Below are 24,980 nucleotides of genomic sequence, written 5' to 3'. Positions count from 1 at the left end.
CGTCACCAGCCGAGGTGGGTGAAGCCCGCCCACGCCGTCAGGTCGTCGCCGCGGATGTGCCGTACCCGTGCGCCGAGGTGGGCCGGCATGCCGGGCGGTGCCTCGCGGCGGTCGTTGAGCATCCACGACTGGGCGCTGCGCAGTGCCCGTCCGGGCGGCAGGCCCTCGTGGCTCATGAAGTGGTGGGTCATGTACATCAGCAGGGACGTCGCCTCGTCGGGCACCGGCCACAGGGAACCGATGACCGAACGGGCGCCCGCGACGAGGAACGCGGTGGACAGGCTGTACGCCTCGTCGTAGCCGTGCCCGGAGACGTTGGTGCGGCAGGCGGCGAGCACCACCAGGTCCAGGCCGCGGTAGCGGGCGGCGCCCTCGGTCAGCTCCTCGGCGGCCAACTGCCCGCCCGACAGGGCGAGACAGGCACTGTGCCGCTCGCCCTGACGCACCACTCCGTGACAGGCGAGATGCAGCAGTCCGCCCTGCTGCCGGCGCAGCCAGTCCGTGACGGCGGCGGGCGTGGCGGTGCCGGGTCCGAGAAGGTCGCCGTCCGGGTGGAAGACACGGTGGACGGCCTCGGCCTCCTCGCCGGCGTGGTGCAGGTCGCGGGTCGGGTTGCCGACGACCAGGGTCTGCCGGGTGCCGGTGGCGGGCCGGGCGGCCACCTCGCACAGCAGCCGGGCGGAGGGCGTGTAGGAGATGTCCGCCCGTTCGCAGGCGTAGCCGTGTGAGCGGCGCCGGCCGGTCACACGCGCCGCGTGCCAGGGCACGACGCCCAGCTCCCCCATGGGCACCAGGACGACGGCGGGCGCCCGGCCGAAACCGCGCGGGAGCCGGCTCAGCAGCGGTTCCATCACGGCCGTGCCGGCCCAGGCGCACAGCTGCTCCAGGGCGGCGCGGCTCGTGCCGGGGCCCGGGGCCGGTCCGGGCGGTGTGTCGGACACGGGCGGCCCGCCGGCGTCGCGGCCAGGGGTGCCGGTGGCGCGGTAGGCCGTGAGCGGGGGTGCGTCGACGGTGAGGTGGGGCAGGTCGAGGGAGCGGGTGGTGCCGTCGGCGGTGACGATCACGGCCGCGCCGGAACCGGACCGTGGGCCGAGGAGACCGGAGACGGCACCGTCGCCGGGCACCAGATAGACCAGGGCCGTTGCCCCCATCGCGCTCAGCGCGTCGCCGATGTCCCCGGGGGACGGCACGTCCAGCAGCTCGTGGTGCCGTGGGGAGTCGGCGAGCGCCTCCAGGACCCGTCGGCGTAGTCGGCTGGAGGGCCCGGCCACCCCCAGCTGACCGGTGAGCAGCATCTCCCCCGCCGGATCGGGCACGAGGCCCGCGGCCTGCCACTCCTGCGCGAGGGCCGGCCGGCCCAGCTCCGTCAGCATGTCGAGCACGGTGGTGGCCACGGTCGCCGCGTGCAGGACGAGGCCGCGTCCCGCGTCGAGGGCCCGTACGGCGTCGGCGTGGGCGCCGTCGGCCAGGCACCAGCGCGCCACGTCCAGGGCCTGGGCACCGGCGCTCCGGGCGGTTTCGGCGGCATGGGCGGTACCGGACTGGAGCAGGGCGCTCCAGGCGGCCGCGCGCAGGCATTCGAGGCCCACGCGCCGGGAGGCGTCGTAGTTCAGGCGCCTGGCGCGTGCGTCGTGCGCGTACGCGTCGCCGCGCAGGCGGTAGGCCTTGGCGAGGTTGATGCCGGTGCCGCCCCACAGGGGGTGGTGCGGCCCGTCGGTCATCCTCAGGGTGTGCCGCAGCAACGCGATGCCCTGGTCGAGGTGGTGGGGGCGGTCGGCCTCAGGCGCGAAGTGGAGATCGGCCAGACTGCAGTGGACGACGCCCAGCGCACCCGTGGCCCGGATCCACCGGTCGTCGTCGGGTTCGAGCAGTTCCAGCGCGGCCTCCTGCAGTTCCAGGGCTTCCAGCATCCCCTGGTAGTCCATGGCCAGCAGGGCGCGTGCCCCCACCGCGAAGCCTGCCTCGCCCAGTTTGTCGGCGCGGGCGTTGCGCGGCAGCGCTTCGATCCGGCGGCGCATCTCGTGGGTGGGCGTCGCGGCGGCCGCCCCTTCGGCGGGGGCTTCCCACCGGCCGGTGCGCTGTGCTCGCAGGGCGCTCAGGTGGGCCCGGGCGGCTTCCATCTGCGACTCGAAGGCGAGCCGGTCGACGTGGTCGGCGGGCAGCTGGGCCAGGGCGTGTTCGAGGACGCGGATCTGTTCGGCCAGAGCCGCGTCGTCGTCTCGGCGCATGGCTTGGTGCACCCGCAGCAGAGCGATCTGCGCGTTCACGGACAGACGCAGGCCCGGTTCCATGTCCGAGGTCGCGACGAGACGGGTCAGCTCGTCGACGGCGGTGTCGAAGTCGTCCTCCCCGCCGCTCAGTTCAGCCAGGTATGTCCGTAGGTTGGCGTGGGCGAAGTCGAGGTTCTCGCGGGTCCGGGTGCCGGACGGGTGCACGGCCTGAGCGTTCTCGATCCGGGCGAGCGCTCGCTCGATCTGGGCGGGATCGGTGAGGTGTCTCAGGCCGAACGCACTGTTCTTGACGACGACGTCGGCCTGCCAGGTCTCGTCCGCCGGCCCGTGGTCACGTACCGCCTGCCAGAGTTCCTCCTCCCGCAGGGCGTCGAAGAGGTGCCGTTCGAGCCGCAGCATCGGCAGGACGCTCAGCACGTGTCCGGCCCGCAGGCCGGACATGACGGTGCCCCGGGGCAGCGCCGCCCAGTCCTCGTACAGCCGGTCGTACGCTTGCTCCACCGTCTCGCATCCCAACCGGTCCAGTACCAGCTCGGTCATCCCGGCCAGGTCCCGGGCGTTCACGACGCCCTTGATCTGCTGCTCGATCTCCCAGCGCAGCGCCTGCAGGTCGTACGGAGTCGTCACGTCACATCCCCCGCTCCCCCGGCCGCGGCGCGGTCCGCGTCCGGTACGGTGCCAGCACCCCATTGAGCCACCGTTCCCCCTCCTCTGTGCCGAAGTCGACGCCGGGCGCGCCCGTCGGTTCGAGCAGGGGCGCCTCGCCCCGGTCGTCGAAGAGGATCGCGACCCGGTCGGCGGGCTCGCGTTTCGACGGCCAGACGAATCCCTGCGCCCAGGGCACGGTATGGCGTCGGATCCAGTGGCCCCAGTCGCGGGTCTGCGGATAGTCCGCGCCCTCGGTGTGCACCAGCCACGCGTCCTGCGCCACCGCCGCGAGATCCGCCCCGGACATCAGCGAGACGACCTCGACGTCGGCGGCCAGCCGCAGGAAGGACAGACTGCGGCGTTCGAACGCCACGCGCGGCAGCAGCCGGTGGCCGCCGTCGGAGTCGAACGGCAGCGAGCGCAGCAGCACCTCGCACACGGCCGCGCCGACGCCGAACCCGACGTAGAGGTAGCCGTAGCGGTCGTAGGGGGTGCTGTCGAAGCGGCCGCCGTAGTAGAAGGCGTGGGAGGGGCGGGCGTTGTACGCGGTCGGCGCGCGGTGTGTGGAGTGCACCCGGTACACCGGCGTGCCCGCGCGCAGCACGGCGCGGGTCGGTTCGCCCGGCGGCGACTCGGGCGGGGGGTACTTGCCCATGGCTACTCCTCCCCCGCCGGGCCGGCCAGTTCCCGTGCCGCGCCGAGGAGTTCGGCGTCGCGGCCACGGCCCAGCAGGGCCGCCGGGGTACCGTCCCACCAGGTGGTGCGGGACAGCCACCAGTCGGCGGCGCCCCAGGGGTCGGTGGCGGCGCGCAGGACGGAGTTGACCTCCAGGACGATCCGCCAGGGCATGGTCCCGGCCTCGAACTGGAAGAGGGGCAGCCGTCTGCGGCCGTCCTGGCCGAACAGGGTGATCAGCCGGGGGTCGACGCCCTCGGTCCACGGCGTGGCGGGTTCCCGGAGCAGGCGTTCGCGGACGGGGCCGAGGACGGGCCCGACCATGGGGTTGCCGTCGAGGACGAGCATGCACAGGTCGGCCGCCGTGTGTCCCTCGTACAGCTGAGGCTGGGCCACGTCCGTGAACCGCCCGGTGTCGCCCTGCTGTTGGAGCCGGGCGGACTCGTCGGCGGGGAGAGCGTCGAGGAGGGTTCGTGCGGCCAGGGCGGCGGCGGTGTCCGGGGCGCCTTCCTCGGCTCGCAGCCGGGACAGCCGCTCGCTCAGGGTCCGCCGTGTGCCCGGTTCGAGCAGGCGTGACAGCCTGCCCCAGTCGGCCGCCGCGGCGGCGAGCACCATGAAGGGGTTCACCCGCACTCGTGCCCTTTCTCCTCGGCTTCGGGCAACGCGAGTGCGGCCGGGGGCCGTTCGCGCGCGCCCAGCGTCTCAGCCAGCAGGTCGGCGGCCAGGGGGCGGCGGACGACGAGGTGGATGTCCGTGTCCTCCTCGGTGCCGGAGTGCAGCGCGGTCCACAGGGCGCTGACGCTGGTCTGCGGGGGCAGTCCGCCGCGGCCCGCACCGAGCAGGGGGAAGCAGATCGACCGCAACGACGGGGTGAAGGCGGCGCGTTCCTCCGACAGCAGGGCCAGGGCGCGGGCTACGGCCGTGGCGACGTCCTGGGCGGCGACGTCGTAGTCATTGGTGCCGGGCCGGGGGACGGCGACGGCCGCGTGGTAGATGCGGCGGACGCCCCGGGCGGCCAGGGCGCCCGGTTCGGTCGGGGCGACCGTGCCGGGGAGCGCGGGGCGGCCCAGCAGCCCGTGCGCCGCACGCCAGCCGAGCAGCGCGTCGTGCACCGGGTCGGCGGTGACGTCCCCGGTGACGTCACGCACGGCGCCGGCCCGGCGCAGGGACGCGGAGACGGAGGCCTTGAACATCGCCGGCAGGGAGAAGTGCGTGTTGGCCGGGGACACGATCACGTCGACGTTGCGGAGGAGTTCGACGGGGTGCACGTGCAGCAGTACGTCCCGGCATCCGACGCGGAGCGAGCGGTGCTGCAGGTGCGGGGCGAGGAGCGGGAGCCGGGCCGTGGAGGTGCGCTGCGGGCCGATGCCCGCCAGCCAGCACACCTGCTCGGCGATCTGGGCCAGGACCATCTCCTCCTGGCTCTTGCGGAAGCGTTCCACGCTGACGCGGTACACCTGGGCGGCGAGGCGGCGCCGGTCCGCCGCCGGGCGGTCGCGCAGGCCGGGCCCCAGGCCGAGCGAGTAACCGGCCGCCTGCTCCAGGTCGCCCCCGCCGAGCCGGGACACGGCCGTGCGCAGCAGGTTCTCCACCTCGACGGGCCAGGCGTCGGTGATGGCGGCGGAGTGCGCGCCGGCCGCCCTGCGGAGCAGCGGAACATCGAGCTCACGGATCCGGACCACGCCCTCGGCCCGGACGGTCTTCACCTCCCTCAGCACGGACGCGACCTCGAACTGCGGTGCACCAGGCGACATATGCCCATGATCCGCCGCCCGCCTCTCCGACCACAAGGGTGACGGACGACGCCGCCGGGTTGACGCGGAGCCGGCGACGGGCGGATCCCGTGGAGGACGGTGGTGGCATCCGAGGGGCACCGCCGGGCGAGCCGGTGTCAGGCGGGCCCGGACCGCCCGCCGCACCGGGAGACGACGGCAGGCCGTCTGCCCGCCACGCCGGGAGCCGACGCAGGCCGTTCGGCCGGACCGCCCACCACATGCCGAGCCGACGTCAGGCCGCCCGAGACCATCCGCCGCGCCGGGCTCCTACGCAGCCGTCTCGGAATGCCCCACCGCACCGGAAGCCGGCATCAAGCCGCCCCAGGCTGCCCGCCACACGGCAAGCCGGCATCGATCCGCCCCAGACGGCCCACCGCATCGCGAGCCGCTACAGGCCGCCCCAAAGAGACCGCCGCACCGGAAGCCGCCGTCAAACCGCCCCAGGCTGCCCGCCACACGGCAAGCCGACACCACCCCTACCCAGACCACCCACCGCATCGCGAGCCGCTACAGGCCGCCCCAGACCACCCAGCACCACACCGCGACCGCCCCACACCGAGCCGACGTCAAACCGCCCCAGACACAGATTCCGCACCCGCCAGGCGCGCCCGCGGTCCGCCCCGCAAGCCGCGCCCGGCAGCCGGCCGAGGGGTACCCACGAGGCCGCGCCTCAGCCCCACGGCAGCCACGCCCGTACCTCGAACCCGCCCTCCGGGGTGTGGCCGTGTTCCAGGCGGCCGCCCGCGAGGGTCGCTCGTTCCGTCAGGCCGATCAGGCCCTGGCCGGAGCCGGGGACGGGTGGTACCTCGCCCTCGGGGGGCGGGTTGTGCACGGAAATGGTGAGGCCGTCGCCCGGTGCGCCGGTGACGGACACCGTGACCTCCGTGCCGGGGGCGTGCTTGCGGGCGTTGGTCAGGCCCTCCTGGGCGATCCGGTACGCGGTGCGGCCGACGGAGGACGGAACGGCGGCGGCTTCGTCGACGCGCTGGTCGAGGGCCACCTTCATGCCGGCCTCACGCGACTCGGCGACCAGTGTGTCCAGCCCCGCGAGCGTCGGCTGCGGCCGGCCGGTGTCGTCGGGCTCCCCCGCCCGCAGGACGCCGATGATCTCGCGCAGGTCCTGGAGGGCCTCGTGCGCGCTCTCCCGGATCACACCCGCCGCCCGTGCCGTCTCGGCCGGCGGCGCGTCGGGCCGGAACTCCAGGGCGCCCGCGTGCACGCTCAGCAGGGTCAGCCGGTGGGCGAGCACATCGTGCATCTCCCGCGCGATGGCCTCACGGGCGAGCCGCTGCGCCTGCTCGGCCCGCAGCCGCGCCTCCGTCTCGGCTCGCCGGGTCCGGTCCCTGAGGCTCACCATGAGCTGCCGCTTGGCTCGCACGAACATGCCCCAGCCGACGACCGCCACCGTGAGCAGTACCACGAAGATCACGCTCACCAGGTAGGGGATGTCCACGTCGGGGCGCACCCAGTAGTACAGCGGGGCCAGGGCCGCGTTGATGCCGCCCACCCAGGCCACATACCGGAAGGGACGGTGCACGGCGAGGGTGAACAGCGCGATCAGCCCCGCCCCGCCCGCCGTGTCCGAGACGAAGGTGATGGGGGTCATCGCCACGGCCAGCCCCAGCGGCCAGCGGCGCCGCAGCCAGACGGCCGCGCAGGCCAGCGCCCCGGTCAGCTGGTCGACGACGGCCAGCCCTTCCGGGACATGGGGGTTGTCGTTGAGCGCGTCTATGGCGACCGCGCCCACCAGCACGGCCAGCAGGAAGCAGGAGAAGTCGACGACCCAGTCGCGGGCGGTACGCCGGGGCCGTCGCCCGGCTCGTGCGGCGTCGGGGTCGAGTTCGTGCAGCAGGGCGGACGGGATGAACCATCTGCGCCCGGTGAAAAGCGCAGGTGTCTGTGTCTCGCCCGTCAGCACCGGGGAGGCGTGCCCCGCGTCGTCACCACTCACGGTCGGCAAATCTACGCAGGCCCGGGCCCGTTCACCCCTCCCTGGCCGGAATCGTCGACCAAAGTCACCGCATCGCAGACTTTCGGCGCGGCGGACCGGGTCCGAACAGGGACTTCCGTCCGACGGACGCTCGCCCCGCGGCCGATGTGCGTGGGGGTCCGCAGGACGAGGCTCGTGCCATGAAGCAGGTGCTGGAGATTCTCGGCTTCGTCGCCCTCGTACAGGGCGTGGCGGGCCTGGTACACGAGTTCACCGACTGGAACTGGGGCCTCGTGCAACGGCTGGGGTTCCTCGACGGCTACGAGGTCTACGCGAGCGTCGCCCTGCTGGTGCTGGGCGTCGCCCTGTTCGCGGCGGCCGGGAGCCGGAAGTCCGTCTGAGCACCCGGGCGGACTTCCGGCCGGCGTTCGCGGAAGCGGCCGCCCGGCTCAGCAGCCGTAGTCGACCAGGTCGAACGACGCGTAGTGGTCGGCCGTGTAGTAGTCCTCCTGGTTCTCCTCACCGGTGACGATGCGCCGCGCACCGCGCGTGGAGGAGCCCGGGGTGATGACCGTGTACTCGTGGTAGTAGCCGGACGACTGGCCCGGCAGGATGCCTTCCCGGTTCTGGAAGACGGTGCCGTCCTGCTTGAACGGGAAGGGACCGCCCTGCTCGATCAGGTCGAGCGTGTCGTGGGCCTGGGACGGCAGGGCGCTGTAGCAGATGTCACCGACGGCGGTGGGGGCCGCGTCGGCCGTGGTGGCGGAGACAGTCCCGCCGACGAGGAGGGCGGACAGGAGGGCGGCTGCTGCGCCGAGCCGCGAGGCGCGTGGGGGGAAATTCATGCGCACATGATGACGCGCGTAGACAGTGGCATGTCAATGACAAGTTCGGAGATTTTCCCGTCAAGTCCGATGAGTTAGCGGGAAGTTAACCTGCCCTCCGGCGCCCTCACGCGCTGTTCACCAGGGCCGGCGAGGACGCCGGGCGGGGCGGTTACGCGTTCTCCGGCAGCGCGTACTCGCCGTACTCCGGGCGGCCCGCCACCTCGTACGTCCGGATCGAGACGCCCGTGCTGGTGACGCTCCCTCCGGCGTGCCGGAAGGCGGTCGGTACGGCGCCCTCCGGGAACAGCCGGAACCCGGCGCCGAGCACGACCGGGAAGGTCAGCAGATGGAGGGAGTCGACGAGGCCGAGCGCCAGCAGGGACCGGACGAGGTCGCCGCTGCCGTGCACCTGGATCTCGCCGTCGGTGCGCTCCTTGAGGGCCGTGACCTCCTTGGCGAGGTCGCCGGTGAGCACGGTGGTGCCCGCCCACTCGGGGCCCGCGAGGGTCGAGGACGGGACGTACTTCGGCAGTGCGTTGAGTTTCGAGGCGACCGGATCGGCCGGGTCGGTCACCTTCGGCCAGAAGGTGCTGAAGATGTCGTACGTACGGCGCCCGAGCAGGAAGGCGCGCGGCCGTGCGAAGACCTCGTCGATGAACCGGCCGAAGTCCTCGTCGGCGTACGGGAAGCTCCAGCCGCCGTGGGTGAAGCCGCCGCGGGTGTCCTCGTGAGGGCCGCCGGGGGCCTGGTAGACGCCGTCGAGGGTGACGAAGAGGGTGGAGACGAGCTTGCCCATGGCGGGTGCCCTTCTTCTCGGAACGGTCGGGATCCGTTGTCATCGGTTCAGACCCCGTGGGCATCCGCAACTCATCGTTCGGCCGTACGGCTCCCTCCGGCGCGGGACCGAAGGAGCCCACCTCGACGTCCGTTCACCGCCAGCACCGCCGCCCGTCGGCCGGTGGGATGGACACATGACTTCTCAAGGAAATCTCGACGGCAAGGTGGCTCTCGTGACCGGCGCGAGCCGTGGCATCGGCGCGGCGACGGCCCTGCGGCTGGCCCGGGAGGGCGCGGACGTGGCGGTCGGTTATGTGAACGGCAAGGAGGCGGCCGGGGACGTCGTACGGGCCGTGGAGGCGCTGGGGCGCCGGGCGGTGGCGGTGCGCGCGGACGCGGCGGACGCCGCCGAGACGGCCGGTGCCGTGACCGCTGCGGCCGAGGCGCTGGGCGGCCTCGACGTCCTGGTGAACAACGCGGGCGTGGGAGTGCTCGGGCCGCTGGAGACCCTGTCGCTCGCGGATGTGGACCGGGTCCTCGCCGTCAACGTGCGCGGGGTCTTCCTGACTTCTCAGGCCGCCGCCGCGCGCATGCCCGAGGGCGGGCGGATCATCACGATCGGCAGTTGCATGACCCATCGCGTGCCGGGGCCCGGCGGGACGCTCTACGCGACGAGCAAGGCGGCCCTGGCCGGTATGACCAAGGCCCTGGCCAGGGAGCTGGGCGGGCGCGGCATCACGGCGAACCTCGTCCATCCCGGGCCGATCGACACCGACATGAATCCGGCGGACGGGCCGTACGCGGCCGGCCAGGCGGCGATGACGGCGCTGGGGCGGTTCGGGACGGCGGACGAGGTGGCGTCGATGGTGGCGTACCTGGCCGGGGCGTCGTACGTGACCGGGGCGGAGTTCCTGGTGGACGGCGGGCACGCGGCGTGAGGCAGGGGCGCACCGGCGCCGTGGGGCGCACCGGTGCTGTCGGCCGGTGCGCCGTGCGCCCCCTGAGGCGGGGTCGGCTCAGCCGCCCAGCTCCTGGTGACGCGCCGCGAGGCGCCGCACGCCGTCCTCCGTCAGGGAGCCGAACAGCCGCAGCCGGGAGATGCCGCCGTCCGGGAAGATGTCCACGCGCGCGTGGGTGCCGACGGCCGGGACCGGGAGGACGAAGCGGTGGTTGGTGTCGGGCTGGAGGCGGGTGCGGGACAGGATCTCCCGCCATTCGCCGTCCTCGCCGTCGCGCACGGACACCGAGGCCCAGCCGGCGCTGTTGCCCTTGAGGTACGCGGTGTCGATCTCCAGGGCGCGGATCCGGGACGGGGCGGCCAGCCGGTAGCGGATCCAGTCGTGGCCCCGGTCGCGGCGGCGCCGGGTCTCCCAGCCGTCGTCCATCTTGCGGGAGCGGCCCGGCTGGATGGTGTTGGTAGCGGGCGAGTAGAAGAGGTCGGAGGCGTCCTCGACCTGGCCGCCGTTCTCCAGGGCGACGACGTCGAAGGTGCCCAGCACCTCCAGCCACGCGGGGTCCGGGACCACCTCGCCGTACACGCGCAGGCGTGCGATGCCGCCGTCGGGGTGCTGGCTGACCCGCAGGTGCGTGAAGCGCTGCTCGACCGCGACGGGGAAACCGTTCGCCGCGTGGCCGCCGACCGGGGTGCGCGGGACCAGGGTCGTCCACTTCACGTCGTCCCCGAGGAGCTCCCCGGGCGCCGGGGAGCCCGGCACGCAGGTGCCCTCCACGGATACGGCCTGCGGGTAGTTGCCGCGGAAGTGCGCGGTGTCGACGACGATCCCGCGGACCACGCCCGGGGCGCCGAGGCGGACCAGCGCCCAGTCGTGGTCCTCGGCGGTGGGCCACGGGTGGTCGCCCGACGCGCCCCGGCGGCGGCGCGTCTCCCAGCCGTCCATGATCTTGCCCTTGTGCCCGAAGTGCTCGGGGTCGAACTCGGCGCGCTCGGGCACCAGCAGGTTCTCGCGCTGGGCGAAGAACTCGTCGTTGGCGGCGATGACTCCGGCACCGAGGCGCCGGTCGGCGAGGTTGGCGTACCGGGTGAAGGGGAAGTCGGCGGTGCGGTAGTCCGCGTACGGGTCGCCGCCTCCGTAGGGGTTCGCGTCGCCGGTGAAGCTGGGAATCGCCGTCACGGGGTGGGTGCCTTTCGGGAGTCGGCCGGTGGATGCGGGTCGGGGGAGGTCTACGGCTGCCTGGTGAGGAGTCGGCCCTTCGGCTCGGTGAACTCGCCGTCCGCGACGATGCGCTGCCCGCGCAGCCAGGTGGACTTCACGACGCCGTACAGGGTCCTGCCCGCGTACGCCGTGACGTGGTTGCGGTGTTGGAGGGCCGCCGGGTCGACGGTGAAGGTCTCGTCGGGTGCGAGGACGGCGAAGTCGGCGTCGCGGCCCGCCGCGATGGCGCCCTTGCGGTCGTCGAGCCCGACGAGTTCGGACGTCCGCGCGGACATCCAGCGGACCACGTCCTCCAGGCCGTGCCCGCGCCTGCGGGCCTCGGTCCACACCGCCGCCAGGCTCAGCTGGAGTCCGGAGATGCCGCCCCAGGCCGTCGCGAAGTCGTCTGTCTTGAGGTCGGCGGTGGACGGGGAGTGGTCGGTGACGACGCAGTCGATGGTGCCGTCGGCCAGTGCCTGCCACAGCAGGTCCTGGTTGGCGGCCTCGCGGATCGGCGGGCAGCACTTGAACTCGCTGGCGCCGTCGGGGACTTCCTCGGCGGTGAGGGTCAGATAGTGCGGGCAGGTCTCCACGGTGAGCCGTACGCCCTCCGCCCGCGCCTCCGCGATCATCGGCAGGGCGTCGCTGGAGGAGAGGTGCAGCACGTGCACGCGCGCGTTGAGGGGCTTCGCCTCGCGGATGAGCCGGGCGATGGCGGTGTCCTCGGCGTCCCGGGGGCGGGAGGCGAGGAAGTCGGCGTACTTCGGGCCGGGCTGCTGCGGTGCGGAGGCCAGGAGGTGGGGGTCCTCGGCGTGCACGATGAGCAGGCCGTCGAAGGCGGCGATCTCGGCCATGGTGCGGGCGAGCGAGTCCCGGTCGAGGTGCGGGAACTCGTCGACGCCGGACGGCGACAGGAACGCCTTGAACCCGAAGACGCCGGCCTCGTGCAGCGGGCGCAGGTCCTTGAGGTTGTCGGGCAGGGCGCCGCCCCAGAAGCCGACGTCGATGTGCGCCTTGCCGGCGGCGACCCGCTGCTTCGTGCGCAGGTGCGCGACGGTCGTGGTCGGCGGGAGGGAGTTGAGGGGCATGTCGACGAGGGTCGTGATGCCGCCGGCCGCGGCGGCGCGGGTGGCGGTCCAGAAGCCCTCCCACTCGGTGCGGCCGGGGTCGTTGACGTGTACGTGGGTGTCGACCAGGCCGGGCAGCAGGACGTGGTCGCCCAGGTCCTCCAGACCGGCACTCTCCGGTACGGGTGCGTCGTACGGGAGGACGGCCGTGATCGTGCCGGCGGCGACCGCGACCGATGCGGCGCGCGTCCCCTCGGGAGTGATGACACGCGTCGAGCGAAGCACCAGTTCAGCGTCGGACACCCGGACCCCTTACTTCCACTTGCTTCCCTTAACTTCCGCGTAACGGAATTCAACTTTCTGTTGAAGGAGTCTTCACTCCCTTTCCCGCACAGTCAAGGGCACACTGAGTACCGCGCCCCCCATGCGGCCACTCTGGATATTTCCACAAAGCGGAATTAAACTTCCAGCAAGCAGAACGTAGCTTCGCACAAGCGGGGAGTCAACCGACTGCCGGGTAGGCTTCTGCTCTTCCGCCAGTCCCGAAAGGAACGCGCCGTGCCGACGTCCAGCGCCAGCACCACCGACTCCGCCCGGTCCTCCGCCAACGGCGGGGTCCAGTCCCTGGAGCGCGCCTTCGACCTGCTCGAACGGATGGCGGACGCGGGCGGCGAGGTCGGCCTGAGCGAGCTGTCCGCGAGCAGCGGTCTGCCCCTGCCGACCATCCACCGCCTGATGCGCACGCTGGTGGCTTGCGGGTACGTTCGGCAGCAAGCCAACCGCCGGTACGCGCTGGGCCCCCGTCTGATCCGCCTGGGGGAGTCCGCCTCCCGGCTGCTGGGCACCTGGGCGCGGCCCTATCTCGCCCGGCTGGTCGAGGAGACCGGCGAGACGGCGAACATGGCGCTGCTGGACGGGGACGAGATCGTCTACGTCGCACAGGTGCCGTCGAAGCACTCCATGCGCATGTTCACGGAGGTCGGCCGGCGTGTGCTGCCGCACTCCACGGGCGTGGGCAAGGCCCTGCTCGCCGGTTTCCCGCCGGAGGAGGTGCGCGCCCTGCTCGCCCGTACGGGCATGCCCGCCGCGACGGACAAGACGATCACGACGCCCGACGGGTTCCTCGCGGCGCTGGAGGACGTACGCCGCCAGGGGTACGCGATCGACGACAACGAACAGGAGATCGGCGTCCGCTGCCTCGCGGTCTCGGTCCCCGACTCCCCCACCGCCGCGGCCATCTCCATCTCCGGCCCGGCGGGCCGGGTCACGGAGGCGGCCACGCAGAAGATCGTGCCGGTGCTCCAGCAGGTCGCCGGCGAACTCTCCGAGGCCCTGGCCAGCCAGAGCCCCGCTTGACACCCTGACGCCACCGGCCGTCCGGGCGGCACCGGTAGTGCCGGGCGGGCCTCGGGTCACCCCGCGACAAGGCGGACATCGGGGTGGCGCTCTCCGCACCGGGTCCCGCGGACTGAGGAGCGCCCCGCAGCACGACCAACGGCCACGGCGGCACCCGCCGGTCGGGCCGGGCGGGCCTCGGGCCACCCCGCGACAAGGCGGGGCGACAACGGAGCGTCGCCGCGACACGACCGGACGGACACCGAAGCACACCGGGTGGACCGGGCAGGCCTCAGCGCACCCCGCGACCCAGCCGAACGGACACGCCGCGCGCGCCGGTTGCGCCGGGCGGGACTCACCTCGGTCAGGGTCCGCAGGTCCACGCACACCCGTTGGTAGGCCTGCCCGATTGCCTTGGCCGGATCGTTCACCTCTCGAGCACCGAGTTTGATGCAGCCCCGGTATTCGTATCCCAGCAGCAGGTCCTGTCCGAACTGGGCCCATACACCGAGTTGCTGGGTCCATGCCGCCTCCGCCTCGTCCAGCAACAGGTTCAGATCGGCGGTGGGCGGGATGGAGGGGTAGATGAGGAAGGTTGCCGCCCAGCCGAGAGCGACCATGTCCAGGTTGAACGTGCGCCGGCGCGGGTCGTCGCGCGGAGGCAGCGGATCGGACGAACCGCCACTGAACCAGGGCGCGGTGTAGGCGAGCAGACGTCCATTGCTCTCAACGAGCTCACCAGTGGCGATCACGGCCAGCTTCCGCTGGGAGCCGTCGGGGCGGGCCAGGCGTGTGGCCACCATGTCCGCCGTTGCGGGAGGTCTACATCGATCATCCTCGACCCGCTCGGTGGCGCGGTAGCCGACGTGGGCATCGACCAGACCGCGTTTGCGCACCGCAAGGCGTTCGCCACCGCGCAGATCTACGCAGGCGCCACAGCGGCATCCGGGCCGAAGTGACGCGCAGCGTCCGCGACATCGTGACAGGGCTGGCCTCCCTGGGCATCGGGGGCGGTTATGTCAACTACATCGACCCGGCCCTGCCGGACTGGGCGCGGGCCTACTACGGCCCGAATCTGGAGCGCCTGCGTTCCGTTGCCCACGACTACGACCCTGACGGGGTATTCGACTTCCCGCAGGGACTCACCAGTGCGTAACCGCTTCGTGCGCTTCCACCCCTATGAGACTTGGAACGTGCTCGGCGTTGTCGATCAGCACGGGCAGGCGGAGGTGGTTGGTACGCCAGCAGCGGTTCGCGTTCTGAGCTGGTGGTTGTCGTTGTCCTGGTATGGAGGGGATGGCTGAAACCGCTTACTGAGCCGGCGAGTTGGAGTCGGTGTTCACTCGGGAACACGCGTCGAGCGGTGCATCAACCGCCTGAAGCAGTGGCGCGGCCTGGCGATGCGCACCGACAAACTCGCCGCCTACCAAGCCGCACTCCACCTCGCCGCCATCCTCATCCGGGCTCGCAGATGACCGAAGAGACGGAACCTAGCCCTGCCCCCGCACCGGCCCGCCGAAGAGGTCCACGGCTCGGCGGACCTCCGCGAGGTCCGGGGCCAGTGCGCTCACCGAGCCGATCGCGCCCGCGATCAGCAGGAGGGAGCGGCGCAGCCGCGGGATTTCGGGGGTGCCGTCGGCCGCCATCGCGTCCAGGGCGGCGAGTTCCTCCTCGGCGATGGTCCGGTCGGCGAACCGACCAGGATGCGCGGCGAGCCGTCGGCGCAGCCGGGCGACGGCGGAGCGCAGCTCCGTCACGCGCGGATCCTCGTCGCCGCCGGTCACAGGCCCCTGCCGCCTCTGCTCAACGCTCCGCAACACAGTCCTCCCCCTCGCACTCCGTCGTGCGCGTGCCCTTCCGACGCGAAGTCCCCTGCACCGCGCACCGGTCGGCCGCCCGGCCGGTCGGTGCGGGCGACAGTAAACGACGCGGGCCACCAGGCGCCAGTCCATTGCGTCATCGACTTGCTCCGCTGCGTAACTTCTCGGCCTGAGGTCGTGCGGCATGTCGTGCGGTATGCAGGATCCATGACGGAACGGAAGACGACGAACAGGGCGCGTGCGGTTGCGGGGGTGCTGCTCGCCGCCGGAGGCGGGCGGCGGCTCGGCGGGCGTCCCAAGGCACTGCTCACCCACCGCGGACGGCCGCTCGTGGAGCACGCGGTGCGGGTGTTGCGCGAGGGCGGCTGTGAACGGGTCCATGTGGTGCTGGGCGCCCAGGCGGAGGAGGTCCGGGCACAAGCCGCACTGCCGGGCTGCGTTCTCGTCGGCAATCCCGACTGGGAACAGGGCATGGGGACGTCCCTGCGGGCCGGGCTGGACTCGCTCGCCGGTACGGGCGCGGCGGCCGCCCTGGTCTCGCTCGTCGACCAGCCCGGTATCGGCCCGGAGGCGGTGGCCCGGGTCCTGGGGGCGTACACGGGCGAGGAGTCGCTGGTGTCGGCCGCGTACGACGGAGTGCGCGGCCATCCGGTCCTGTTCGGCGCGGCCCACTGGGCGGGCATCGCCGCGACTGCGACCGGGGACCGGGGGGCACGCGCCTACCTCAAGGAGCACGAGCCGGCGATCACGCTCGTCGAGTGCGGGGACGTGGCCCGGCCCTTCGACATCGACACGGAGGCCGATCTGACCCACCTTGAGTGAGCGGGGTGGCACGGAGCGCCACCTTGCCTCGACCCGGAGAGTCTCGACATCAACACATGATTGAACTTCCACCATGAGGAAACTAGTATCCACTGTTCAGAAGCGCCCGAGGGCTCCGCGGGCGCCGAACGCCGTATCCGGGAAGACTGGCACCCGGTGCCGAACCGCCGGCTCGTCTTCGTAGCTCGCTGAAGGAAGTGACCGTTCATGTCCGCACCAGCGCCGTCCCCGCTGGCCATCGTCGACGCCGAGCCCCTGCCCCGGCAGGAGGAGGTCCTCACCGAAGCGGCGCTCGCCTTCGTGGCCGAGCTGCACCGGCGGTTCACGCCCCGGCGTGACGAACTCCTCGCCCGCCGCGCCGAGCGCCGCGCCGACATCGCCCGCACCTGCACCCTCGACTTCCTTCCGGAGACCGCCGCGATCCGCGCCGACGACTCCTGGAAGGTCGCCCCGTCCCCGGACGCGCTGAACGACCGCCGGGTCGAGATCACCGGCCCCACCGACCGCAAGATGACCATCAACGCCCTCAACTCGGGCGCGAAGGTGTGGCTCGCGGACTTCGAGGACGCCTCCGCGCCCACCTGGGAGAACGTGGTCCTCGGCCAGCTCAACCTGATCGACGCCTACACCCGCACCATCGACTTCACGGACCCGAAGTCCGGCAAGTCGTACGCCCTGAAGGCGAACGAGGAACTCGCCACGGTCGTCATGCGCCCGCGCGGCTGGCACCTGAACGAGCGTCACCTCGTCGACGCGGACGGCATCCCGGTGCCCGGCGCGCTCGTCGACTTCGGCCTGTACTTCTTCCACAACGCCAAGCGCCTGCTGGGCCTCGGCAAGGGCCCCTACTTCTACCTGCCCAAGACGGAGTCGCACCTGGAGGCCCGCCTCTGGAACGAGGTCTTCGTCTTCGCGCAGGACTACGTCGGCATCCCGCAGGGCACCGTGCGCGCGACGGTGCTGATCGAGACGATCACGGCCGCGTACGAGATGGAGGAGATCCTCTACGAGCTGCGCGACCACGCCTCCGGGCTGAACGCGGGCCGCTGGGACTACCTGTTCTCCATCGTCAAGAACTTCCGGGACGGCGGCGCCAAGTTCGTCCTGCCGGACCGCAACGCGGTGACGATGACGGCCCCGTTCATGCGCGCGTACACCGAACTCCTCGTCCGCACCTGCCACAAGCGCGGCGCGCACGCGATCGGCGGCATGGCGGCCTTCATCCCCTCGCGCCGGGACGCCGAGGTCAACAAGGTCGCCTTCGAGAAGGTCCGTGCCGACAAGGACCGCGAGGCGAACGACGGTTTCGACGGCTCCTGGGTCGCCCACCCCGACCTGGTGCCGATCGCCATGGAGTCCTTCGACAAGGTCCTCGGCGACAAGCCGAACCAGAAGGACCGCCTGCGCGAGGACGTCGACGTCAAGGCGGCCGACCTGATCGCGATCGACTCGCTGGACGCCAAGCCGACGTACGCGGGTCTGGTGAACGCCGTGCAGGTCGGCATCCGTTACATCGAGGCCTGGCTGCGCGGACTCGGCGCGGTCGCCATCTTCAACCTGATGGAGGACGCCGCCACCGCCGAGATCTCCCGCTCCCAGATCTGGCAGTGGATCAACGCGGGCGTCGTCCTCGACAACGGCGAGAAGGTCACCGCCGACCTGGCCCGCAAGGTCGCCGCCGAGGAGCTGGCGAACATCAAGGCCGAGATCGGCGAGGAGGCCTTCGCGGCCGGCAACTGGCAGCAGGCGCACGACCTGCTGCTGACGGTCTCCCTCGACGAGGACTACGCCGACTTCCTGACGCTCCCGGCGTACGAGCAGCTCAAGGGCTGACTCAGTCCGCGGACGGCTTGTCCGAGTGGCCCAGGGGCTTCCCCGGGGCCACTCGGTCGCGTACGGCCCGCTTCACGGCCGTCGGCTCCGGGAAGCCCTGCTCCCGACGGTCCCAGACGACCTCGTCGCCGACGCGTACGACGAACACCCCGCCCGTGCCGGGTTTCAGCGCCAGTTCCGTCAGCTCGGACTCGAAGGTCGTGAGCAGCTCCTGCGCCAGCCAGGCCGCACGGGGCAGCCAGCGGCACCGGGTGCAGTACTCGATCTCGACCCGTCCACTCATCCGAGGTGCACCGACCAATCCTGTTCGGCCGCGGGCTTGCCGTGCAGGTCGGGGACCTGCCGGAGCCACGCGGGGCGTCCTTGCCGACTGCGCGCCGCCCGGCCGGCCTCCTCGGCGGCGAGCTCCTCCCGGCTGGGGAAGTCGGTGGGCAGCCAGGCCCCGGAGGCCCGCACGCGCGCGTGGAGGTACGCCACGTACGCCTCGCGTGCCTCCTGCGCGGTGGCGAAGCCCGGCTCGTCCGCGAGCCAGGCGTCGGGGACCTCCGCGAGGATCCGGCGCAGCAGCTCCTCGGTCACCTCGGGAGCGAGCTCGGCGTCCGCCGCCCGGACGTCGGGCCCGTAGTGGCCGAGGGCGTGGTGCCGGAAGTCGTAGGCCTTGGCGGGGTCGGTGCCGTCCCAGCGGTGGTGGAAGACGAGCGCGGCACCGTGGTCGATCAGCCACAGGCGCGGAGGCGCGACGCCCAGGGTGGGCCAGACCATCAGGTTGGTGCTGTGGACCGTACGGTCGACGTTCACGGTCAGGGCGTCGAGCCAGACGATCTTCCCCGCCTCCAGGGGATCGACGGGGAAGACCCGCGCGATCTCCGGCGTGAAGTCCCGGGCGCCCGGCAGGTAGTCCATGCCGAGGTTCACGCCCGCGCTGGCCGCGTGCAGGCCCCGCACCTCCTGGTGCGGCTCGTCCTGCGCGATCTCCGGGTCGAAGTGCACCAGCACCAGCTCGGGGAAGCGCAGCCCGAGGGCGCGGGCCAGCTCCCCCACGATCACCTCGGCGACCAGCGCCTTGCGGCCCTGCGCGGAGCCGGTGAACTTCACGACGTACGTGCCCAGGTCGTCGGCCTCCACGATGCCGGGGACGGATCCGCCGGACGTCAGGGGTGCGACGTAACGGGTCGCGGTGACCTCTCTCAGCATGTCCTCAGGTCACCCGCCGGGAGCATTCGGGGAGTCTCGAACGGCATGCGGTTCTCCCTTCCTCCCCGGCAGTCCGTCAGTGGCCGGGCGTCCTCTGCTTCCCGCCTCCGGCATGAAGTGAGCATAGTAACCGAGCGGTGGGAGCCGACCGGGAGCGCCTTCCACGCCGCCGTCATGACCCACTCCTGGGCCACGGTGACGGAGCCGGTGTGGGGAATTCTGGACTCCGAGGCCCCGTTCGACGAGCGGCTTCGCGGATTTCTCACCATGGGGCTGCGCCGGCTGCGCCATGACGCGCGTTTCCGCGCCCTGCTGACTCTGACACTGGACGGCTCGCACAACGCGGCGGGGCTGTCCGAGGGCCGGGCCGCGAAGGCATCCGGGCTGGCCGACTGGCAGCGTCGGCTCGAAGCCGTCTTCAGCGAGCGGGCGACCACGCGAAGCCGTCGGGACGCGGCCGGAGGAAACGGCACGGCGGGCGAGCAGGCCGGCCCGGCGCAGCACCGCGCCAACCTGCTGGTCTGGCTCTGCGGCACCGCGCTCCTCGCGGCCACGGACCCGGCCCTCCTCCCTCCGGACGACGCCACCGGCGTCGCCCCCATCCTCAGAGGACTTCTGTCATGACTGAACACCGCACGGGTACACGCCCGGGTGCCGCCGTCACGGTCACCGGAGCGGCACTCGGCGTCGACATGTTCCTGTACGGCTGCATCGTCCCGCTGCTGCCCGGCTTACCCGCGGTCGACGGTTCACCGCTGACCGCCGGTGTGCTGTTCGCCGTCTACGCGGCAGCGCTCCTGGCGGCCACCCCGTTCATCGGGGTCTGGGTCGACCGGCGCGGACCCCGCACCCCCATGCTCGCCGGACTGCTCGGACTGGCCGCCGCCACCGTGCTGTTCGCCTGGGCGGTCGATGTCGAGGGCGGATCCGGACTCGCCCTGCTGCTCGCGGCGCGGGCCGCGCAGGGCATCGCCGCGGCATCCTCCTGGACCGCGGGGCTCGCCCTGATCGCGGCGACCCACGCGCCCGAGCAGCGCGGCAAGGCCATGGGACTCGCGCTGTCCGCGGTCGGCATGGGCGTGCTGCTCGGTCCCGCCGTCGGCGGCCTGCTCAGCGACCTGTGGGGGCCGCGCGCCCCGTTCCTCGTCGTCGCCGCGCTCGCCGCGGGCGATGCGGTGGCTGTCGTGCTCATCAGGGAGACTCCCCCGCCCCAGGCGCGCGCTTCCTACCGGGCCGTCCTGCGTGGCCCCCGCGTCGCCCTGCTGATCGCGCTGACCGGACTCGGCGCCGCGGCGATCGCCTTCCCGGAACCGGTGCTGCCGCTGCACCTGGACGAACTCGGCCTCGGCACGACGGCCATCGGGCTCGTCTTCGCCGGTGCGGCCCTGGGCGGCAGCCTGGCCGCCCCGGTCGCCGGACTCCTCACCGACCGGGCGGGGGCGACCAGGATCACGTCCGTCGGGGCGCTCGTCGCCGCCGCCGGTTTCTTCCTCTCCGGCCGTGACTCGGCCTTCTGGTCCGTGACCGGACTGATCGTGGTGGGCTTCGGCGCCCAGCTGGTCCTCGCTCCCACCCTGGTCCTCATCGGGGCGCTCGCCGAGCACACCGACCCGCCGTCGTACGGAGCGGCGTACGCCGTCTACAACCTGGCCTACACAGGAGGCCTCACGGTCGCGCCGATCACGGCCGGGGCCGCGGCGAAGGCGTTCGACGTACCCGTGACCACCTTGTTCGCCTGCGGTCTCGCGATCGTCATCGCGCTTGCCCTGGTGGCCCGGCGGGATCAGCCGGGGACCGGCACGGCCAAGTCCCCCGCCCCGACCACATCGGGTTTCACCACGGACGCGTAGTACCCCGGGTTGTGGCCGAACCCGCGGTGGACCGTGCGCAGCACGACGTATGCGGCCCGGCCGCAAGCCCGCGCCCGCTGACGCGACGGTGGCGGGGTCGACCTACTCCTCGGCTCTCAGCACGAAGAACAGGTGCGGCTTGGTCACCCCGAATTCCTCCCGCAGAGTGTCCTCAGCGGCCCGCAGATTGCCGGTCGCCGCCGCATAGCCGCCGTTGGAGAGCCGGTTGACGGCCCCGCTCCCGTAGACGCCCCGCGCATCAGTGCGGGACGGTCACCCGTCGCCCTCGAGGTCCCCCTCCGTCTCCAGGTAGACCTGCCGCAGCCCCTCCAGGACCGCCGGGTCGGGCTTCTCCCACATGCCGCGGGACTCCGCCTCCAGCAGGCGCTCGGCGATGCCGTGCAGCGCCCAGGGGTTGGCCTGCTGGAGGAATTCGCGGTTGGCCGGGTCCAGGACGTAGGTCTCGGTGAGCTTGTCGTACATCCAGTCGGCGATCACGCCGGTGGTGGCGTCGTAGCCGAAGAGGTAGTCCACGGTGGCGGCGAGTTCGAAGGCGCCCTTGTAGCCGTGGCGGCGCATCGCCTCGATCCACTTGGGGTTGACCACGCGGGCCCGGAAGACCCGGGAGGTCTCCTCGACGAGGGTGCGGGTGCGGACCGTCTCGGGGCGGGTGGAGTCGCCGATGTACGCCTCGGGAGCCGTGCCGCGCAGCGCCCGGACGGTCGCCACCATGCCGCCGTGGTACTGGAAGTAGTCGTCGGAGTCGGCGATGTCGTGCTCGCGCGTGTCCGTGTTCTTCGCGGCGACCTCGATGCGCTTGTAGGCGGTCTCCATCTCCTCGCGGGCCGGGCGGCCGTCGAGTTCCCGGCCGTAGGCGTAGCCGCCCCAGACGGTGTAGACCTCGGCGAGGTCGGCGTCGGTGCGCCAGTCGCGGGAGTCGATGAGCTGGAGCAGGCCGGCGCCGTACGTGCCGGGGCGGGAGCCGAAGATGCGGGTGGTGGCGCGGCGTTCGTCGCCGTGGGACGCCAGGTCCGCCTGGACATGGGCCCGTACGTGGTTGGCCTCGGCCGGCTCGTCCAGCGAGGCGGCCAGGCGTACGGCGTCGTCCAGCAGGCCGACGGTGTGCGGGAAGGCGTCCCGGAAGAAGCCCGAGATGCGCAGGGTGACGTCGATCCGGGGGCGGCCCAGCTCCTCGTACGGGACGGGCTCCAGGCCCGTCACCCGGCGGGAGGCGTCGTCCCAGACGGGGCGGATGCCGAGCAGGGCGAGGGCTTCCGCCACGTCGTCGCCGGCGGTGCGCATCGCGCTCGTGCCCCACAGGGAGAGGCCGACGGAGGTGGGCCAGTCGCCGTTGTCGGTGCGGTAGCGCTCCAGGAGGGAGTCGGCGAGGGCCTGGCCCGTCTCCCAGGCGAGGCGGGAGGGGACCGCCTTGGGGTCGACGGAGTAGAAGTTGCGGCCCGTCGGGAGGACGTTGACCAGGCCCCGCAGGGGTGATCCCGAGGGGCCCGCCGGGACGAAACCGCCCGCCAGGGCGTGCACGGTGTGGTCGATCTCGGCGGTGGTCGCGGCGAGGCGCGGCACGACCTCACGGGCCGCGAACTCCAGGACGGCGGCGACCTGTTCGCCGTGTTCGGCGGGAACCGCGGCCGGGTCCCAGCCCGCGTCGTCCATCGCCTGGACCAGGGCGCGGGCCTGCTCCTCGGCTTCGTCGGCGCTCGTGCGGGTCGCGGCGGACTCGTCCAGGCCGAGGGCCTCGCGCAGGCCGGGCAGGGCCGTGGCGCCGCCCCAGATCTGGCGGGCGCGGAGGATGGCGAGGACGAGGTTGACGCGGTCCGCGCCCTGCGGCGGGTTGCCGAGGACGTGCAGACCGTCGCGGATCTGGGCGTCCTTGACCTCGCAGAGCCAGCCGTCGACGTGCAGGAGGAAGTCGTCGAAGCCGTCGTCGTCCGGGCGGTCCTCCAGGCCGAGGTCGTGGTCGAGCCGGGCGGCCTGGATGAGGGTCCAGATCTGGGCGCGGATCGCCGGGAGCTTGGCGGGGTCCATGGAGGAGATCTGGGCGTACTCGTCGAGGAGTTGCTCCAGACGTGCGATGTCGCCGTAGGAGTCGGCGCGGGCCATGGGCGGGACGAGGTGGTCGACGAGCGTGGCGTGGACGCGGCGCTTGGCCTGCGTGCCCTCGCCGGGGTCGTTGACCAGGAACGGGTAGATCAGGGGGAGGTCGCCGAGGGCGGCGTCGGGGCCGCAGGCGGCGGACAGGCCGGCGTTCTTGCCGGGCAGCCACTCCAGGTTGCCGTGCTTGCCCAGGTGGATCATCGCGTCGGCGCCGAAGCCGCCGTCCTCGGCCCGGGCGGCGATCCAGCGGTAGGCGGCCAGGTAGTGGTGGGAGGGCGGCAGGTCCGGGTCGTGGTAGATCGCGATCGGGTTCTGGCCGAAGCCGCGCGGGGGCTGGATGAGGATCAGCAGGTTGCCGAAGCGCAGGGCCGCGAGGACGATGTCGCCCTCCGGGTTGCGGCTGCGGTCGACGAACATCTCGCCGGGGGCCGGGCCCCAGTGCTCCTCCACCGCCGTGCGCAGTTCCCCGGGGAGGGTGGCGAACCAGCGGCGGTAGTCGGCCGCCGGGATCCGCACCGGGTTGCGGGCCAGTTGCTCCTCGGTGAGCCAGTCCTGGTCGTGGCCGCCCGCCTCGATCAGCGCGCGGATCAGCTCGTCCCCGTCGCCGGAGGCCAGGCCCGGCACCTCCGTGTCCGTTCCGAAGTCGTAGCCCTCGTCGCGGAGCCGGCGCAGCAGGGCGATCGCGCTGGCGGGCGTGTCCAGGCCGACCGCGTTGCCGATGCGGGAGTGCTTGGTCGGGTAGGCGGACAGGACCAGCGCGAGGCGCTTGTCGGCGGGCCGGATGTGGCTCAGCCGGGCGTGGCGTACGGCGATTCCGGCGACCCGGGCGGCGCGCTCGGGGTCGGCGACGTAGGCGGGGAGGCCGTCGGCGTCGATCTCCTTGAAGGAGAACGGGACGGTGATGAGGCGGCCGTCGAACTCGGGGACGGCGATCTGGCTGGCCGCGTCGAGCGGGGAGACGCCCTCGTCGTTCTCCTCCCAGGCGGTCCGTGAGCCGGTGAGGCACAGGGCCTGGAGGATCGGTACGTCGAGGGCGGTGAGCGCGCCCGCGTCCCAGGACTCGTCGTCGCCGCCGGCCGATGCCTCGGCGGGCTTGGTGCCGCCGGCGGCGAGGACGGTGGTGACGATGGCGTCGGCGGCGCGCAGTTCCTCGATCAGCTCCGGCTCGGGGGCGCGCAGGGAGGCGACGTACAGGGGCAGGGGCCGGCCGCCCGCGTCCTCGATCGCGTCGCACAGGGCGCCGACGAAGGCGGTGTTGCCGCTCATGTGGTGGGCCCGGTAGTAGAGCACGGCGACGGTCGGGCCGTCGGTCTCCCGGTCCTCCCGGGGCAGCGGGCCCCAGGTGGGGGCGGCCGCCGGTGCCTCGAAGCCGTGGCCGGTGAGCAGGACCGTGTCGGAGAGGAAGCGGGCGAGCTGCTCCAGGTTGGCCGGGCCGCCGTGGGCGAGGTAGGCGTGGGCCTCGGCGGCGATGCCGATGGGGACCGTGGAGGACGCCATCAACTGGGCGTCGGGGGCCTGTTCGCCGGTGAGGACGACGACCGGGCGGCCGTCGGCGAGGAGCAGGTCGAGTCCGTCCTGCCAGGCCCGGATGCCGCCGAGGAGACGGACGACGACCAGGCCGGCGCCGTCGAGGAGGGCGGGGAGGTCGTCGAGGTCGAGGCGGGAGGGGTTGGCGAAGCGGTACGGGACCGGACCGCCGGCCGCGCGGGCGCTGAGCAGGTCGGTGTCGGAGGTCGACAGGAGCAGGACGTGGGGGTGCGGGGGGCGTTCCCCGGATGAGTGCAGCATGCGGCGGCTGGCCTTCCTCGGGGTGTCCGCGCCCCGGGCGGGTGGTGGGACGGCGGGAGTTCCTGGCTCGCCCGACCGGTGGGGGCCGGGCTTACAGTGGCGGGACCGCGCCGGACTCGCACCGGGCTTCCTCCCCTGTCGCC

General features: G+C 72.7%; 22 protein-coding genes, 1 pseudogene and 1 riboswitch. Of the genes and pseudogenes, 9 read left to right on the top strand and 14 right to left on the bottom strand.

Features of this window, described 5'->3' with window-relative positions:
* Positions 1–2 precede the first annotated feature (2 nt).
* The 5 genes from HDA41_RS32110 to HDA41_RS32090 form a co-directional block, all read right to left on the bottom strand.
* Positions 3–2,858 carry a CHAT domain-containing protein gene (locus tag HDA41_RS32110; RefSeq protein ID WP_184990189.1) on the bottom strand — a complete coding sequence of 952 codons (2,856 nt, stop codon included), beginning with the start codon at positions 2,856–2,858 and terminating at the stop codon, positions 3–5.
* Between the two features lies 1 nt (position 2,859).
* On the bottom strand, positions 2,860–3,534 hold the full coding sequence (locus tag HDA41_RS32105) for an RES family NAD+ phosphorylase (RefSeq protein ID WP_184990187.1): 675 nt from the start codon (positions 3,532–3,534) through the stop codon (positions 2,860–2,862).
* Positions 3,535–3,536: 2 nt separating this feature from the next.
* The gene (locus tag HDA41_RS32100; protein ID WP_311772165.1) at positions 3,537–4,187 is read right to left on the bottom strand and encodes a hypothetical protein; all 651 of its coding nucleotides are present in this window, start codon (positions 4,185–4,187) and stop codon (positions 3,537–3,539) included.
* A complete protein-coding gene (locus HDA41_RS32095; protein WP_184990185.1) occupies positions 4,178–5,308 on the bottom strand; it encodes a macro domain-containing protein in 1,131 nt (376 codons plus the stop codon). Before HDA41_RS32095 ends, HDA41_RS32100 begins: the two co-directional genes overlap by 10 nt.
* Positions 5,309–5,999: 691 nt before the next feature.
* Positions 6,000–7,280: a sensor histidine kinase gene (locus HDA41_RS32090; protein ID WP_376706827.1), complete on the bottom strand. Its 1,281-nt coding sequence runs from the start codon at positions 7,278–7,280 to the stop codon at positions 6,000–6,002.
* A gap of 179 nt (positions 7,281–7,459) precedes the next feature.
* Here HDA41_RS32090 and HDA41_RS32085 point away from each other — a divergent pair, with 179 nt between their 5' ends.
* Positions 7,460–7,660 carry a hypothetical protein gene (locus HDA41_RS32085; protein ID WP_184990184.1) on the top strand — a complete coding sequence of 67 codons (201 nt, stop codon included), beginning with the start codon at positions 7,460–7,462 and terminating at the stop codon, positions 7,658–7,660.
* A 48-nt stretch (positions 7,661–7,708) separates the two neighbouring features.
* Here the strand turns inward: HDA41_RS32085 and HDA41_RS32080 are convergent, their stop codons facing one another.
* Both HDA41_RS32080 and HDA41_RS32075 read right to left on the bottom strand, forming a co-directional pair.
* Complete coding sequence (locus HDA41_RS32080; RefSeq protein ID WP_184990183.1) at positions 7,709–8,104, bottom strand: guanyl-specific ribonuclease; 396 nt, start codon at positions 8,102–8,104, stop codon at positions 7,709–7,711.
* 151 nt (positions 8,105–8,255) lie between these two features.
* Positions 8,256–8,882, bottom strand: a complete 627-nt coding sequence (locus HDA41_RS32075) for a dihydrofolate reductase family protein (RefSeq protein WP_184990182.1) — start codon at positions 8,880–8,882, stop codon at positions 8,256–8,258.
* 175 nt (positions 8,883–9,057) lie between these two features.
* On the opposite strand from HDA41_RS32075, the gene HDA41_RS32070 reads away from it, so the two are divergent.
* On the top strand, positions 9,058–9,801 hold the full coding sequence (locus HDA41_RS32070) for an SDR family oxidoreductase (RefSeq protein ID WP_184990181.1): 744 nt from the start codon (positions 9,058–9,060) through the stop codon (positions 9,799–9,801).
* 78 nt (positions 9,802–9,879) lie between these two features.
* Here HDA41_RS32070 and alc read toward each other — a convergent pair whose 3' ends face one another.
* Positions 9,880–10,995 (bottom strand): allantoicase, encoded by a 1,116-nt coding sequence (gene alc, locus HDA41_RS32065; protein ID WP_184990180.1) that lies wholly within the window; start codon positions 10,993–10,995, stop codon positions 9,880–9,882.
* A 50-nt stretch (positions 10,996–11,045) separates the two neighbouring features.
* Complete coding sequence (gene allB / locus HDA41_RS32060) at positions 11,046–12,386, bottom strand: allantoinase AllB (RefSeq protein ID WP_184990179.1); 1,341 nt, start codon at positions 12,384–12,386, stop codon at positions 11,046–11,048.
* A 255-nt stretch (positions 12,387–12,641) separates the two neighbouring features.
* On the opposite strand from allB, the gene HDA41_RS32055 reads away from it, so the two are divergent.
* On the top strand, positions 12,642–13,439 hold the full coding sequence (locus HDA41_RS32055) for an IclR family transcriptional regulator (RefSeq protein ID WP_184990178.1): 798 nt from the start codon (positions 12,642–12,644) through the stop codon (positions 13,437–13,439).
* A 56-nt stretch (positions 13,440–13,495) separates the two neighbouring features.
* Here the strand turns inward: HDA41_RS32055 and HDA41_RS32050 are convergent, their stop codons facing one another.
* Positions 13,496–14,314, bottom strand: coding sequence for a hypothetical protein (locus HDA41_RS32050; protein ID WP_184994205.1), 819 nt, complete (start codon positions 14,312–14,314; stop codon positions 13,496–13,498).
* Positions 14,315–14,373: 59 nt separating this feature from the next.
* Between HDA41_RS32050 and HDA41_RS42395 the strand changes: the two genes are divergently transcribed.
* Both HDA41_RS42395 and HDA41_RS32040 read left to right on the top strand, forming a co-directional pair.
* Positions 14,374–14,574, top strand: a complete 201-nt coding sequence (locus tag HDA41_RS42395) for a BBE domain-containing protein (RefSeq protein ID WP_230299539.1) — start codon at positions 14,374–14,376, stop codon at positions 14,572–14,574.
* A gap of 199 nt (positions 14,575–14,773) precedes the next feature.
* Positions 14,774–14,893: pseudogene (locus tag HDA41_RS32040) on the top strand (IS5/IS1182 family transposase); the annotation flags it as partial.
* A gap of 15 nt (positions 14,894–14,908) precedes the next feature.
* Here HDA41_RS32040 and HDA41_RS32035 read toward each other — a convergent pair.
* The gene (locus HDA41_RS32035) at positions 14,909–15,238 is read right to left on the bottom strand and encodes a DUF5955 family protein (protein WP_184990176.1); all 330 of its coding nucleotides are present in this window, start codon (positions 15,236–15,238) and stop codon (positions 14,909–14,911) included.
* A 207-nt stretch (positions 15,239–15,445) separates the two neighbouring features.
* Between HDA41_RS32035 and HDA41_RS32030 the strand changes: the two genes are divergently transcribed.
* Both HDA41_RS32030 and aceB read left to right on the top strand, forming a co-directional pair.
* Positions 15,446–16,060: a nucleotidyltransferase family protein gene (locus HDA41_RS32030; protein ID WP_184990174.1), complete on the top strand. Its 615-nt coding sequence runs from the start codon at positions 15,446–15,448 to the stop codon at positions 16,058–16,060.
* A 207-nt stretch (positions 16,061–16,267) separates the two neighbouring features.
* The gene (gene aceB / locus HDA41_RS32025; RefSeq protein ID WP_184990172.1) at positions 16,268–17,893 is read left to right on the top strand and encodes a malate synthase A; all 1,626 of its coding nucleotides are present in this window, start codon (positions 16,268–16,270) and stop codon (positions 17,891–17,893) included.
* 1 nt (position 17,894) lies between these two features.
* Here aceB and HDA41_RS32020 read toward each other — a convergent pair whose 3' ends face one another.
* Together HDA41_RS32020 and HDA41_RS32015 are read right to left on the bottom strand one after the other, a co-directional pair.
* Positions 17,895–18,176, bottom strand: a complete 282-nt coding sequence (locus tag HDA41_RS32020) for an Rdx family protein (RefSeq protein WP_184990170.1) — start codon at positions 18,174–18,176, stop codon at positions 17,895–17,897.
* The gene (locus tag HDA41_RS32015; RefSeq protein ID WP_184990168.1) at positions 18,173–19,087 is read right to left on the bottom strand and encodes a HipA family kinase; all 915 of its coding nucleotides are present in this window, start codon (positions 19,085–19,087) and stop codon (positions 18,173–18,175) included. Before HDA41_RS32015 ends, HDA41_RS32020 begins: the two co-directional genes overlap by 4 nt.
* A gap of 117 nt (positions 19,088–19,204) precedes the next feature.
* Between HDA41_RS32015 and HDA41_RS32010 the strand changes: the two genes are divergently transcribed.
* Both HDA41_RS32010 and HDA41_RS32005 read left to right on the top strand, forming a co-directional pair.
* Positions 19,205–19,711: a hypothetical protein gene (locus HDA41_RS32010; RefSeq protein ID WP_184990166.1), complete on the top strand. Its 507-nt coding sequence runs from the start codon at positions 19,205–19,207 to the stop codon at positions 19,709–19,711.
* A complete protein-coding gene (locus tag HDA41_RS32005; protein WP_184990164.1) occupies positions 19,708–20,937 on the top strand; it encodes an MFS transporter in 1,230 nt (409 codons plus the stop codon). The genes HDA41_RS32010 and HDA41_RS32005 overlap by 4 nt, the downstream gene beginning before the upstream one ends.
* Before the next feature lie 273 nt (positions 20,938–21,210).
* Here the strand turns inward: HDA41_RS32005 and cobN are convergent, their stop codons facing one another.
* Complete coding sequence (gene cobN / locus HDA41_RS32000; protein WP_184990162.1) at positions 21,211–24,837, bottom strand: cobaltochelatase subunit CobN; 3,627 nt, start codon at positions 24,835–24,837, stop codon at positions 21,211–21,213.
* A 56-nt stretch (positions 24,838–24,893) separates the two neighbouring features.
* A riboswitch (cobalamin riboswitch) is annotated at positions 24,894–24,970 on the bottom strand.
* Positions 24,971–24,980 lie beyond the last annotated feature (10 nt).

This window comes from Streptomyces caelestis, assembly GCF_014205255.1.
GTDB lineage: Bacteria > Actinomycetota > Actinomycetes > Streptomycetales > Streptomycetaceae > Streptomyces > Streptomyces caelestis.
Note: the sequence above shows the minus strand (reverse complement) of the source record. Positions and strands in the feature narration are given on the sequence as shown.

What these genes read in the sequence shown, in the direction of transcription:
- HDA41_RS32105 (WP_184990187.1), bottom strand. Translation starts at nt 3,534, where the DNA reads ATGGGCAAGTACCCCCCGCCCGAGTCGCCGCCGGGCGAACCGACCCGC.
- HDA41_RS32080 (WP_184990183.1), bottom strand. Translation starts at nt 8,104, where the DNA reads ATGAATTTCCCCCCACGCGCCTCGCGGCTCGGCGCAGCAGCCGCCCTC.
- aceB (WP_184990172.1), top strand. Translation starts at nt 16,268, where the DNA reads ATGTCCGCACCAGCGCCGTCCCCGCTGGCCATCGTCGACGCCGAGCCC.
- HDA41_RS32070 (WP_184990181.1), top strand. Translation starts at nt 9,058, where the DNA reads ATGACTTCTCAAGGAAATCTCGACGGCAAGGTGGCTCTCGTGACCGGC.
- cobN (WP_184990162.1), bottom strand. Translation starts at nt 24,837, where the DNA reads ATGCTGCACTCATCCGGGGAACGCCCCCCGCACCCCCACGTCCTGCTC.
- HDA41_RS32085 (WP_184990184.1), top strand. Translation starts at nt 7,460, where the DNA reads ATGAAGCAGGTGCTGGAGATTCTCGGCTTCGTCGCCCTCGTACAGGGC.
- HDA41_RS32020 (WP_184990170.1), bottom strand. Translation starts at nt 18,176, where the DNA reads ATGAGTGGACGGGTCGAGATCGAGTACTGCACCCGGTGCCGCTGGCTG.
- HDA41_RS32015 (WP_184990168.1), bottom strand. Translation starts at nt 19,087, where the DNA reads ATGCTGAGAGAGGTCACCGCGACCCGTTACGTCGCACCCCTGACGTCC.
- HDA41_RS32030 (WP_184990174.1), top strand. Translation starts at nt 15,446, where the DNA reads ATGACGGAACGGAAGACGACGAACAGGGCGCGTGCGGTTGCGGGGGTG.
- HDA41_RS32095 (WP_184990185.1), bottom strand. Translation starts at nt 5,308, where the DNA reads ATGTCGCCTGGTGCACCGCAGTTCGAGGTCGCGTCCGTGCTGAGGGAG.
- HDA41_RS32075 (WP_184990182.1), bottom strand. Translation starts at nt 8,882, where the DNA reads ATGGGCAAGCTCGTCTCCACCCTCTTCGTCACCCTCGACGGCGTCTAC.
- HDA41_RS32005 (WP_184990164.1), top strand. Translation starts at nt 19,708, where the DNA reads ATGACTGAACACCGCACGGGTACACGCCCGGGTGCCGCCGTCACGGTC.